The following is a 12076-nucleotide window of genomic DNA, read 5'->3' as shown; positions in this document are numbered from 1 at the left end:
ATCACACTTTGTTGTATTCCGTGCAGGATTTTCAAGGGTTAACACCTTAGGGAAACCCTTTATGTGTCCTCCGTCAATTCCAAGTGGAAAAAGGGCAACTAATTTGCCCGATTACCCTGTTCTCCCGCAGGTTAAGTGGAAAAAGGGTAACTAATTTAGCACATTTCGCCCTTTCTAAGGAAATTCGGCCCAATTAAGCTCCCTTTTTCCACTTCAATCTCACAATTGTGGATTTCCAAGAGAAATAAGTTCCCTTTTTCCAACTAGCACTGTTCATCTACTTCTTGGCCAATGTTAGTTGGAAAAAGGTAATCGAATTCGGCTGATTTCCACCCGTTTATGGGTGAGTTTGCTGCCCCCCTACTTATCCCCAGTTTTATACACACCTTATCCACGACTTAAAAAATCATAATTTCCTAAACAACAAGTAGAAACGGCTACGCCGTCCTTATTAGGACGGTACCCGTTTCAGCGAGAAATAGAAGGATAATTTATAGCGTGAAACATATAAATTCTTATATTTGAACAAAATCACCCTGGCGGGTGAATAACAACACGGGGCTTCCCGGCCACAGGGATTCCCCACCGCTCCCAAATCAACGGGGGCATGCTGAAGACGAATCGCCCAATTCCTTCGGGATCTATCCTCTGCCGTTACGGACAGGAAAGCCGTTATTGAAAGAAGATTCGTTTATTCCGCAGGACTACGGACTGAGGTACCCTTATTTGTCCCTTTCCCCTTTATTCCAGGCTCCATCGAACGATATAACGGCTCCTCTGTCCGTATCCGCTGAAAAAGCAAGATTTTGGGCAAAATAAGGGCTCCTCTGTCCGCTTCAGTCAGCGGATGGAGCCCCACCCTTCTGCAATCGCTTATATTCTGTGAGGCCGCCAAGATATATCCACATTTTTTTACACTGTATAATTTCCTATACAACAAAAAAAGGCCCCCGCAGCCGCAGCCGCCAGAGCCATTTTACGAGATTTCAACTTAGATGATATGTCTGTACACCATAAAAAACATCATCACGATCAGCACAACCATCAGCAGCAGGCTCAGGGTGCGCAGCTTCGCGGTATGGCCGGATACATCGCGGTTCTCACGCATTCCGGCAGCTGCCAGACGCAGCGGCTTGCCCATGATGCCGCCCAGTGCGAACATCGCCAGCAGGAGAACTACAACCACAACCATCCAGGCTACGGTATAATCCCCTTGTGATATCATATAGCCCCCTGTCAGCAGTTGGATGACCAGACCATACTGGGCGAACCGGTTAAATCCGCCGATAGCGCTTAACGTTCCCTCTTTGGCTGAAGCAGAGAGCTTGGCCGTACCGCTCAGAATAAACGGCAGCACCAGATAGAAGCCGAGCGCCAAGGTCCCGATCATATGTAAGAAAAAGAAAATCCGATCCATGATTAGCCTCCTCATTTTTCGCTGTGATATAAGTTACATTCTTATTATACCCAACCACATAGCTTATGAAAAGAAAGCCCTCATTTCTTGAATGGAAATGAGGGCTTGCGTCCGTATGGACCTAGATAGTAACCACTGAAGTTACTGAACGTACTGAATCTGCAGACTTATCGAGAGCCGCCTTTTCTTCCGCTGTCAGCTCCAGCTCGAAGATCTTTTCAATCCCTTCAGCACCCAGCAGAGCCGGGATGCCCATGAACAGACCGTCGTACCCGTATTCTCCTTCGAGGAGGGCGATGACAGGAAGTATCCGCTTCTTATCCTTCAGAACCGCTTCGGTCATCTGCACGAGAGATGCTGCAGGGGCATAGTAAGCACTGCCGTTGCCAAGGAGGCTGACAATCTCACCGCCGCCTACCCGCGTACGCTGCACAATCTCCGCAATCCGCTCTGCCGGAATCAGTGTTTCGATGGGAATGCCGCCGACACTGGAATACCGCACCAGCGGAACCATGTCGTCCCCATGGCCGCCCAGAACAAAGCCGCGCACATCCTCCACCGAAACGTTAAGCTCCTCGGCGATAAAAGTACAGTAACGCGCGGTGTCCAGCACTCCGGATTGGCCGATGACCCGGTTTTTGGGAAAGCCCAGCGTTTTGAAGGCCACGTAAGTCATGGCATCTACCGGATTGCTCAGGATGATGACAATGGATTCAGGCGCCACACGCTTCACATTCTCGCACACCGATTTTACAATGCCCGCATTCGTGTTGACCAGATCATCGCGGCTCATTCCCGGCTTGCGCGCAATCCCCGCGGTGATGATGACAATATCCGAATCCGCCGCATCTTCGTAGCTGGAGGTACCCGTAATCCGGGCATCAAACTTCAGTACCGGACCGGCCTCCAGCATATCCAGCACCTTGCCTTTGGTCGGGTTCTCCAGCTGGGGAATATCCAGAAGCACCACATCGCCAAGCTCCTTTTGGGCAAGCATTAACGCCGTGGTGGAGCCGGTAAAACCGGCGCCTACGACTGTAATTTTATTACGTTTGATAGCCACGTTTATCCTCCTAAGAGTTTAGTGAGCATATCCAGCCTTGACACAGCTTCGGCAAACTGACTTCGCAGCATAAGCTGAGGATGGTTGGTCTTATAGATGACTGATGATTTCGTCAGCAAAGGCCGAGCATTTCAGCTCTGTTGCGCCTTCCATCTGGCGGGCGAAATCATAAGTAACAGTCTTATTGTTGATGGCCGTGCTCATGCCTTTGTAGATCAGGTCTGCCGCTTCCTGCCAGCCCAGATGCTCAAGCAGCATTACGCCGGACAGGATCACCGAACCCGGATTGACTACGTCTTTGTCGGCATATTTCGGTGCAGTGCCGTGTGTAGCCTCAAAAATAGCGTGTCCTGTAACATAGTTAATATTCGCTCCAGGCGCAATGCCGATCCCGCCGATTTGTGCAGCAAGCGCGTCGGACAGATAGTCCCCGTTCAGGTTGAGCGTGGCGATCACATCAAAATCGGTTGGACGGGTCAACACCTGCTGGAGGGCGATATCCGCAATCGCATCCTTGATGATGATTTTGCCGGATGCTTCCGCTTCCTTCTGGGCAGCATTTGCAGCCGCCTCGCCGCTCTTCTCCTTGATGGCATCATACTGGTTCCAGGTGAAGACCTTGTCGCCGAATTCCTGCTCCGCCACTTCATAACCCCAGTTCTTAAATGCGCCTTCAGTGAACTTCATGATGTTGCCCTTGTGCACCAGCGTCACACTCTTGCGGCCATGCTTGATTGCATATTCCACCGCAGAGCGCACCAGGCGCTTCGAGCCTTCCGAGGATACCGGCTTGATGCCGATCCCGGAAGTTTCCGGGAAACGGATTTTGTTCACGCCCAGCTCGTTCTGCAGGAATTCGATAACCTTTTTCACTTCTGCGGAGCCTTCCTTGTACTCGATGCCGGCATAGATGTCCTCTGTATTTTCACGGAAAATCACCATGTCCACCAGCTCGGGATGCTTCACCGGAGAAGGCACACCATCGAAATAGCGTACCGGACGCAGGCAGACATACAGATCCAGCTCCTGGCGCAGCGCCACGTTCAGGGAACGGATACCGCCGCCGATTGGCGTAGTCAGCGGCCCCTTGATAGCTACAATATACTCACGGATTGCTTCCAGCGTATCGTTCGGCAGCCATTCACCATATGTATTGAAGGCTTTCTCACCGGCAAATACTTCGTACCAGGCAATCTGCTTCTTGCCGCCGTAGGCTTTGGCTACTGCAGCATCCAGTACCCGTTTGGAGGCTTTCCAAATGTCGCGGCCTGTACCGTCACCCTCGATGAACGGGATGATCGGATGATCCGGAACGAGCAGCTTGCCGTCTTCGATTGTAATTTGTTCGCCTTCTGTCGGCAGATCGTATTTTTCCAGTTTCAACATTAGTGGGTAGTCCTCCTAAAAGTTTTGTGAGCCTATGCTCCCTTGTTTCGTCTTCGCACAACGCTGCCTTGGAAGCATAGACTTTAGTTTGGTTTATATTTCATTCTACTAAAGGGGTGCAGCGGCCCGCAAGGGGCCGCCTTATCTCTCGTCCACCGGAACGTACTTTTGTTCGGACATGCCTGTGTATTCCGCACGCGGGCGGATGATGCGGTTGTCCTCATACTGCTCCAGAATATGTGCAGTCCATCCGGAGGTACGGCTGATGGCAAAAATCGGCGTGAACAGCTCCCGCTCAATGCCAAGCTGCGTATAGACCGAGGCCGAATAAAAGTCCACGTTAGGCTTGAGGCCTTTCTTTGAAGTAATCAGCTCCTCGACTTTGACCGACATATCGTAGAGCGCAGTGTCATTCTTCATTAATCCCAGCTCGTGGGACATTTTCATCAGGTGCTTGGCGCGCGGATCGCCATTTTTGTAGACACGGTGGCCAAAGCCCATAATCTTCTCACGGCGCTCCAGCTTGCCTTGGATATACGGCTCCACTGCATCCAGAGTGCCGATTTCCTCCAGCATCTTCATCACCGCCTCGTTCGCACCGCCGTGCAGCGGCCCCTTCAGGGCACCGATAGCCGAAGTGACACCCGAATAAATGTCCGACAGGGTCGCTACTGTTACCCGTCCGGCAAACGTAGAGGCGTTCAGCTCATGGTCGGCATGCAGCACCAGCGCAGCATCGAGTGCTTTGACGGATACGATATCCGGCTGTTTGCCCCAGAGCATATAGAGAAAATTCTCAGCAAGCGACAAGCCTTCTTTGGGAGCCACAGGCTCCAGTCCCTTGCGGATGCGGGCCAGCGCAGCCACCACTGTCGGAATCTGCGCCTGCAGCTTCACGGCCTTGATCTCATTGGCCTCACGGCTCATATCGTCCGCAGCTTCATCGTACAGGGCAAGGCTCGATACAGCCGAGCGCAGTGCAGCCATAGTGTTGGCCTCTTTGGGATACAGCTTCATTTGTGCAATCACCTGTTCAGGGATCGGAGCAAAAGCGCTGAGATCACGCTGCAGCGCCTGCAGCTCGGGAGTTGTCGGCAGATTGCCGAACCACAGCAAATAAGCGGTCTCTTCGAAGGTGGCGTGCTCCGCAAGATCATCAATATCATAACCGCGGTAAGTGAGTACGCCGTCTACAATCGAACTGATCGAGGAGGTAGTGGCAACAATGCCTTCCAATCCTTTGGTAGCTGTCATAGTATCTCTCTCCTTTGCCAACAAGGGTATAAAAGCTGTTTTTACGCTAATGAAAACATTTACATTTTGATATATCCCAATCTTTAATAACTAAACGTTCTGGCCTCCTGCAGAGATTGCAACGAACTTTTCGCGTATAGCCTTTATTTATCATAACGGATTTTGACGGTTATGTGAACAACGTGGAAGCTTTGAACAAGATCAAATGATTTTATCGGACAGATAGAAAAAAACTTCCGTTTTCCCTGTTTCATGTTTGCGCTTTCAGTTTAGGGCTGGCCCCCTATGAGCGGGATAAATGTTTCCGGGTAGTCTCAAAAACCAATCTCTGAATATATATTAGACGAGCCGTTATTATGCCCGGAGAGCCGGATCAGGAGGGATGAAGCATGGATACGCTGGTATTAAAAAGAGTGCTGCGCGGCCTCTGGGTCGTACTGGCCGCCGCATTGCTGCTGCTGGGGGTCTATGTACTGCTGCCGCTCGTGTATCCTCTGCTGCTTGCCTACCTGCTCGCCTATCTGATGCATCCGCTGGTGCTGATTCTGAGAGGCTTCAAGCTTCCGCGCTGGCTGGCCGTGTCGCTTTCACTGCTTTTTTATGTCGGGGGTACCGCACTGGTGCTGACCGCGCTGATCACCCGTCTTGTCAAAGAATTGATCGGGCTGCTTCAGACATTCGACCTGCACACCGACCAGTGGCGGGAGCTGCTGCTGTCCATCAGCCGGAATGCCAGCATTCAAAATATTATTAATCAAATCAACCAGTTTTATCACGATAACCCGGACTATCACGCCACAATCGACAGCAATATCAGCAGAACCACGGAGACGGTAGGCCAGGCTGTGACCGAGCTCATCACCGGCTTTTTCAACATGGTCCTTAAGCTGATCTCCGCACTGCCCAGCATGGGCTCCATTCTGATCGTCATCATGTTATCCGCCTTCTTCCTCAGCACGGGCTGGGAGCGGCACAACGCCAAGCTGAGAGCACTGGTGCCTGTGCCGCTGCGCAGACCCGTGTCAGAGATTTGGCACGATCTGCGCAACGCGCTGTTTGGTTACCTGCGGGCGCAGCTGGTGCTGATTTCAATCACGGCCATTATTGTCATCGCCGGGCTGCTGCTGCTTGGCGTGAACTCCGCCTTTGCCATCGGACTGACGATCGGTCTGGTTGATCTGGTGCCTTACCTCGGCGTAGGAATTGTGCTGCTGCCCTGGGCAATCTACTCTTACATGACCGGCAATCTGGCGCTCGGCATCGGGCTGTCGGTGCTCTACGCCGTGATTCTCATCACCCGCCAGATTCTGGAGCCGAAAGTCCTTGCGAGCAGCATTGGCCTCGACCCGCTTGCCATGCTGATCGGCGTGTTCGCCGGCCTTCAGCTGTTCGGCATGCCCGGCCTGCTCCTCGGCCCCGTCCTACTGGTCGTACTCGATGCCTTTCACCGGGCCGGTGTGTTCCGCGCCCTGCATAGTTATATTGTGAGCGGGAGGCTGCATTAGGCGCAGGGAACATGGCAACTGTCGCGTATCCCGTCCCTCACGATCGATCCGCGGCTGATGCGGACAGGAGAGCCTTTATTTCGCCGATTCAGACGGTTCAGCAGGTTATGCGGACTAGCGCTATTGTTGCTTTCCCCCTCAGGCTCAAATGACGATATAACGGCTTCTGAGTCCGGAACCGCCAGGAAAGCAGACTTTTTTTGCAAAATAAGGCCTGCTCAGTCCGCTTTATTCCGCCGATGAAGCCCATTCCGCCTGCACTTCCTATATCATCCGAAGCTTCATAGATACCCGCATCGTTTAACATTGTATAGTTCCTAAGCGATAAAAAAGCTTGCGGTTAAATACCGGTAGCGGTATCTCCGCAAGCTTGGTATGTGCAGCTATCGACGAAAGGGGCAGCATTAATAAGGGTAAGCTTCGCTTCCTCTAATGCAGAATCTGTAATAGAAACGCGCTTCGGCAAGCCAAGACAGACAAAACCGCCCTGCAAACATCCGGCCAATTCAAAGGTACTTTTACCTCTCATTTCACCATTTTGCGCACATCCGGCCAATTCAAAGGTACTTTTACCTCTCATTTCACCATTTAGCGCACACCCGGCCAATTCAAAGGTACTTTTACCTCTCATTTCACCATTTAGCACACACCCGGCCAATTCAAAGGTACTTTTACCTCTCATTTCACCATTTAGCACGCATCTGGCCAATTCAGAGGTACTTTTACCTCTCATTTCACCATTTAGCACGCATCTGGCCAATTCAAAGGTACTTTTACCTCTCATTTCAACTTTTAGCGCACGCAAGTTGCGCCTGGCCCCGGCCTCTTACCAGCCTATCGGCGGTAAAAGGTGAAGGTGCCGTTTTTCATCTTTTTCTCAATCCATTTCAACAGAAAAACCCGGTACAGCGGCCGGGTCAGCGGAAATACCAGCGAAAAGCCGACGATATCCGTCACAAAACCTGGGAGAATCAGCAGCAGGCCGCCAAAAAAGATGCACAAGCCGTCCAGCATGGTCTTCCCCGGCACCCGGCCTTCCTGCATATGCGTTCTGCTGTCCAGCAGCACCTTCTTGCCCTCGAAGCGCATCATCAAAAAGCCGATCACGGAACTGGCCAGCATGAGCAGCAGCGTCTTGGGGGCTCCGAGAAAACCCGCCACGTAAATAAACCCGAATAATTCCACGGCCGGGATAACAAACAATGCAGCCCACAGCCATTTGTTCCTGATCATACTGCTCCTCCTTCTTCCCTCAGCGCCATGGTTATGGCCAAAAACAACTCCGGCAGCACCCGGTCCAGCCTTACAGGCTTCCAATCCGTATTCAGCCACACATGGCTCGTTGAGCCGGTAACCAGCAATTCTCCGGGCAATTGCTCAACATCAGCAGGTGCAGAACCCCCCGCAAGACCAAATGCCTCCGGATCACCCGTCTCCGTCCCGGCCAGCCGGCGGATTTCATATTCGTATACGACCCGGAGTGCCGAGAACGTGGTAAGCCGTGCATACACAGCGACAAGATCATCATATCGCGCCGGACTTTTAAATTGCAAATCTGCTGTGGTTACCGGGAGAAGCACCCCCATATTTTCCAGCGAACGGTAGGCAAAGCCAAGCTCCCGGAACATCTCCGTACGCCCGCTCTCGAACCAGCTCAAATAATTGGCGTGGTAGACCACCCCCATCTGGTCTGTCTCCTGATAGCGTACGCGGAACGTTGTGCCATGCCAGCGGCTGGTCAATACCGGATTGCGTGATTTCATAAGTACAATGCCCCTTTCCAGGCAGAAACTGTTCCGCCAATCTTAGATTTCCGCAGCTCCTAAAGGCTCGCTCTTTCGGACGCCACCGGTATCAGAATGCGCTTCCGTGTGCTCCGGGAGACGTAAAAGATCAGCAGCACTCCCAGCGCAGAGCTGAGCATGCAGGATAAATTCATCAGCCACACTCCGCCCTCCCTGAGCAAAATCCCGTTGAGCAGATTACCCAGAATCCCCGCAAAACCGGAAAATACGATGTTGAACACACTTTGGCCTGTGGCCTGCATTTCCGGCAGCGTAATATGCGAGACATACTCCACGGCAGCGACATAAAAAAGCCCAAAAGACAGGCCATGCAGCACCTGGACGCCGATCATCACCCCTGGGGTCGGAAAAGCGAACTGAATTCCCCACCGCAGCACATAGATGAGGGCACCCAGCAGCAGCGTGCGCTCCCTGCCCAGCTTCTTGATGACCTTCGAGGCATACAGCATGGAGGGGAAGTTCGTGAACGAGGCAATGAACAGCGCAATCCCCGCATGGCTGGTCGAGCCCCCCACCGATTGAAAGGCCAGTACAAAATAAGTACCAAAGGCCGTCATCGTCTGGTTGACGAGAAAACTCCCGCCCAGAAAAGCCAAAAATATTTTGTTGCCCAACAGCGTTTTAATGCCCTTGGAGAACGACTGGCTCATCATCCGGTTTTCTTCCGCCTGCTTGGGCAGGGTGAGCGCAAACACAACGGCCACACTGCTCAGCAGCAGAAACGGCACCCAGATCGTGGATACGGAAAAATGCGAGACATACTGCGACCCCGCATAGGCCCCTACGGCCGCTCCTATGCTCAGCATCATCCGGATGCTCCCGTAAGTGGAACCGGCCTTGTTCGCCGCTACAATGGCGTAGGAATCGGCTATAGGCGCCTGTGTAGAGGAGAAGATGGTCGAGAGAGTATAAACCACCAGCAAAACAATGAAATACTCCGACTGGTAAAAAACCGCCAATACCGCCGGAACCGCGACACTTAAAATCAGCACCAGCCGGGCTTGGTTGTAGCGGTCAGAGATTACACCCCATAAAGGTTGAATACAGATGGCAATCAGTGTGCCAGTCGCCATGAGCATTCCGATCCGGCCGCTGTCCAGTCCCCCCTGCTTCAGCAGCAGGGTAAGATAAGAGCCGAATGAACCGCCGGCAAGTCCCAAGAACAGATAAAATCCGCGCAGCTTGAGCAGTTTTTTCATTTGTGCTATAAGTCCTCTCTATTCCTTTTTAACGGAATACCCATACTTTATAACTTTGCGCCGCATTTAATAGAGCAGCAAGTCTTAACTTTTCATATTGATAAAAGGCGGTGGATATGTGAACAGAGCTGATCTTTCAAAACGCACCCGGCCCTGTGTAACGGACAAAGTCCATTCGGGCAAAGCGCAAAGCACCGGTTTTGGCTGGACCTCCGGCAACTGGAGCGGGTACGCCATCTCCGGAAAAAAAGGCGCGTTCCAGCGGATAACCGGCGAATGGATTGTTCCCCTGGTCAAACCCACATCCAATCCTACCTATTCCTCAGCCTGGATCGGGATCGACGGCTTCAAAAACAGCAGCCTGATACAGACAGGCACCGGTCATGAATCTACCAAAGGGGTTGTCCACTATTATGCCTGGTGGGAGATTCTCCCTGCCGCAGAAACCGTTATTCCTTTGCCCGTATCGCCGGGGGATCACATGAAGGCTTCTATCGTTAAGCTGGGCAGCGGCAAGTGGAGCATCACGCTTTCCAATCTCAGCAAATCATGGACCTTTCGCACATTTCAGCGTTACACCGGGCCTCAAACCTCCGCCGAATGGATCATGGAAGCGCCCCAAGTGGGCGGTACCATCGGAAAGCTGGCCCAGGTATCAGCCACCCGTTTTTTCCGCTGCCGTGTCAACGGGAGAAGCCCAAAGCTGACACCTGCTGACGGCGGAATCATGGTACAGAAGAAAATTACAGTAAGTGTACCCGGGAGCCCCAATGCCAGCGGTGATGCTTTTATAGTCAAACGGGTCTATCGTAAAGGGAAACCTCTGATTCACTCCAGAAGCCCTATTATTGTCCGCTCTTAATGGTATTTTTGCCTCAAGCACCCGCTTCGGTATACAAGCATTCATTTTAGCAAAAAAAAGCAATGGCGTCCTGCACCATTGCTTTTTTGGCATTCAATCATCAAGGCAAAGAACAGATGTCCAGAAGACTAATCAGCTGGAATCGTGTCTACTTTTACCAGGTTCGTGGAACCGGAACGTCCCAGCGGAATACCGGCTGTAATTACAACCAGATCGCCGGCTTTAACCAGACCGGAAGCTTTGCCGCCTTTGAGGGCCGTTTCCAGCAATTCATCGGTTGAAGTAGCTTCAAGTCCGTGAACCGGAGTTACGCCCCAGACAAGAGCGAGTTGACGCATAGTTCTTTCTTGTGTAGTCACAGCGATAATCTGTGATTTAGGACGGTATTTGGAAACCACGCGTGCAGTGTGGCCTGTTACTGTCGAAGAAATAATAGCTTTGGCATTCAGGTCCAGAGCGGAGATCGCTACGGATTGGCTGATTGCTTCAGTTACAGTAGTTTCTTGAGCGATTTGCTGCTTCATGAAGATCTCGCGGTGGTTCAGTGCGGATTCAGCCTTCTCGGCAATGCGGGACATAGTCAGCACGGATTCTACCGGATATTTCCCGGCAGCTGTTTCACCGGACAGCATGATTGCATCGGTTCCATCAAAGATTGCGTTCGCTACGTCACTCGCTTCAGCACGGGTAGGACGCGGATTGCGCTGCATGGAATCCAGCATTTGTGTTGCAGTAATTACCGGTTTGCCGGCAATGTTACATTTTTGAATCATCAATTTCTGAGCCAAAGGCACATCTTCAGCCGGAATTTCCACACCAAGGTCGCCGCGGGCAACCATCAGGCCGTCGGAAACTGCCAGAATTTCATCAAGGTTGTCAACACCTTGCTGGTTTTCGATTTTGGAAATGATTTGGATATGGGAAGCGTTGTGCTTCTCAAGCAATGCACGGATTTCCTGAACGTCGCTGGCTTTGCGGACGAAGGAAGCGGCGATAAAATCGATGTCCTGTTCGATCCCAAAAATGATATCATTGGTGTCTTTTTCCGTAATGCCCGGCAGGGAAATAGCAACTCCAGGTACGTTAACACCCTTCTTGCTCTTGATCGTTCCGCCGTTAACAATGCGGGTCTTGATTTCGGTGCCTTGAATGTCAACAACGGTAAGTCCGATAAGGCCGTCGTCGATCAGGATGGTAGATCCTACTTGAACATCGCTAGGAAGGTCGGCGTAAGTGACAGAGATACGGTTTTGGTCACCAAGGATTTCTTCCGTAGTCAGTGTCAGATACTCGTCCTGTACCAGTTCAATCGGTTCTACTTCCAGTTTGCCTGTGCGAATCTCTGGTCCTTTGGTATCGAGCAGGATAGCAACAGTCTTGCCAAGCTCCTGGGAAGCCTGACGGATCGTCTTGATCCGGTTGCCGTGCTCTTCAAAATCGCCGTGGGAGAAGTTCAGACGGGCTACATTCATACCGGCCAAAATCAATTTTTTGATATTCTCCAACGATTCACTAGCAGGACCAATCGTACATACAATTTTACTTTTCCGCATTAGGTTTTCCTCCGTTTTTTCGTTCTCTCTGT

Annotated in this window: 11 protein-coding genes; 2 read left to right on the top strand and 9 right to left on the bottom strand. The window is 51.7% G+C overall.

The features are described from left to right. Positions 1-991: 991 nt before the first annotated feature. From PRIO_RS11580 to citZ, 4 genes are all read right to left on the bottom strand, one after another. On the bottom strand, positions 992-1417 hold the full coding sequence (locus PRIO_RS11580; RefSeq protein WP_039839884.1) for a hypothetical protein: 426 nt from the start codon (positions 1415-1417) through the stop codon (positions 992-994). Positions 1418-1538: 121 nt separating this feature from the next. Further along, entirely contained in the window at positions 1539-2480 is a 942-nt protein-coding gene (gene mdh, locus PRIO_RS11575) for a malate dehydrogenase (protein WP_020428504.1), read from the bottom strand. A 90-nt stretch (positions 2481-2570) separates the two neighbouring features. Further along, positions 2571-3866 carry an NADP-dependent isocitrate dehydrogenase gene (gene icd, locus PRIO_RS11570; RefSeq protein WP_020428505.1) on the bottom strand — a complete coding sequence of 432 codons (1296 nt, stop codon included), beginning with the start codon at positions 3864-3866 and terminating at the stop codon, positions 2571-2573. Between the two features lie 141 nt (positions 3867-4007). Next, positions 4008-5120, bottom strand: a complete 1113-nt coding sequence (gene citZ, locus PRIO_RS11565; RefSeq protein WP_020428506.1) for a citrate synthase — start codon at positions 5118-5120, stop codon at positions 4008-4010. Between the two features lie 389 nt (positions 5121-5509). On the opposite strand from citZ, the gene ytvI reads away from it, so the two are divergent. Next, positions 5510-6625, top strand: a complete 1116-nt coding sequence (gene ytvI / locus PRIO_RS11560; protein WP_020428507.1) for a sporulation integral membrane protein YtvI — start codon at positions 5510-5512, stop codon at positions 6623-6625. Positions 6626-6965: 340 nt separating this feature from the next. Here ytvI and PRIO_RS11555 read toward each other — a convergent pair whose 3' ends face one another. The 4 genes from PRIO_RS11555 to PRIO_RS11540 are packed head-to-tail and all read right to left on the bottom strand — an operon-like array spanning position 6966 to position 9629. Further along, complete coding sequence (locus PRIO_RS11555; protein ID WP_167345609.1) at positions 6966-7409, bottom strand: hypothetical protein; 444 nt, start codon at positions 7407-7409, stop codon at positions 6966-6968. A 50-nt stretch (positions 7410-7459) separates the two neighbouring features. Beyond that, positions 7460-7858, bottom strand: a complete 399-nt coding sequence (locus PRIO_RS11550) for an FxsA family protein (RefSeq protein ID WP_025707777.1) — start codon at positions 7856-7858, stop codon at positions 7460-7462. Continuing rightward, positions 7855-8388 carry an acyl-CoA thioesterase gene (locus PRIO_RS11545; RefSeq protein ID WP_020428512.1) on the bottom strand — a complete coding sequence of 178 codons (534 nt, stop codon included), beginning with the start codon at positions 8386-8388 and terminating at the stop codon, positions 7855-7857. Before PRIO_RS11545 ends, PRIO_RS11550 begins: the two co-directional genes overlap by 4 nt. A 59-nt stretch (positions 8389-8447) precedes the next feature. Continuing rightward, entirely contained in the window at positions 8448-9629 is a 1182-nt protein-coding gene (locus PRIO_RS11540) for an MFS transporter (RefSeq protein WP_020428514.1), read from the bottom strand. Positions 9630-9747: 118 nt separating this feature from the next. Here PRIO_RS11540 and PRIO_RS11535 point away from each other — a divergent pair, with 118 nt between their 5' ends. Further along, a complete protein-coding gene (locus PRIO_RS11535) occupies positions 9748-10491 on the top strand; it encodes a G1 family glutamic endopeptidase (RefSeq protein ID WP_020428517.1) in 744 nt (247 codons plus the stop codon). A gap of 128 nt (positions 10492-10619) precedes the next feature. Here the strand turns inward: PRIO_RS11535 and pyk are convergent, their stop codons facing one another. Continuing rightward, a complete protein-coding gene (pyk, locus tag PRIO_RS11530) occupies positions 10620-12044 on the bottom strand; it encodes a pyruvate kinase (protein ID WP_020428524.1) in 1425 nt (474 codons plus the stop codon). Between the last annotated feature and the right edge of the window lie 32 nt (positions 12045-12076).

The sequence above is a fragment of the Paenibacillus riograndensis SBR5 genome (genome assembly GCF_000981585.1).
GTDB classification, from domain to species: domain Bacteria; phylum Bacillota; class Bacilli; order Paenibacillales; family Paenibacillaceae; genus Paenibacillus_AQ; species Paenibacillus_AQ riograndensis.
The sequence above is the reverse complement of the archived record's forward strand: the minus strand, read 5'-3'. Positions and strand labels throughout refer to the sequence as shown.

What these genes read in the sequence shown, in the direction of transcription:
- PRIO_RS11555 (WP_167345609.1), bottom strand. Translation starts at nt 7,409, where the DNA reads ATGAGAGGTAAAAGTACCTTTGAATTGGCCAGATGCGTGCTAAATGGT.
- PRIO_RS11545 (WP_020428512.1), bottom strand. Translation starts at nt 8,388, where the DNA reads ATGAAATCACGCAATCCGGTATTGACCAGCCGCTGGCATGGCACAACG.
- citZ (WP_020428506.1), bottom strand. Translation starts at nt 5,120, where the DNA reads ATGACAGCTACCAAAGGATTGGAAGGCATTGTTGCCACTACCTCCTCG.
- ytvI (WP_020428507.1), top strand. Translation starts at nt 5,510, where the DNA reads ATGGATACGCTGGTATTAAAAAGAGTGCTGCGCGGCCTCTGGGTCGTA.
- PRIO_RS11580 (WP_039839884.1), bottom strand. Translation starts at nt 1,417, where the DNA reads ATGGATCGGATTTTCTTTTTCTTACATATGATCGGGACCTTGGCGCTC.
- pyk (WP_020428524.1), bottom strand. Translation starts at nt 12,044, where the DNA reads ATGCGGAAAAGTAAAATTGTATGTACGATTGGTCCTGCTAGTGAATCG.
- PRIO_RS11550 (WP_025707777.1), bottom strand. Translation starts at nt 7,858, where the DNA reads ATGATCAGGAACAAATGGCTGTGGGCTGCATTGTTTGTTATCCCGGCC.
- icd (WP_020428505.1), bottom strand. Translation starts at nt 3,866, where the DNA reads ATGTTGAAACTGGAAAAATACGATCTGCCGACAGAAGGCGAACAAATT.
- PRIO_RS11540 (WP_020428514.1), bottom strand. Translation starts at nt 9,629, where the DNA reads ATGAAAAAACTGCTCAAGCTGCGCGGATTTTATCTGTTCTTGGGACTT.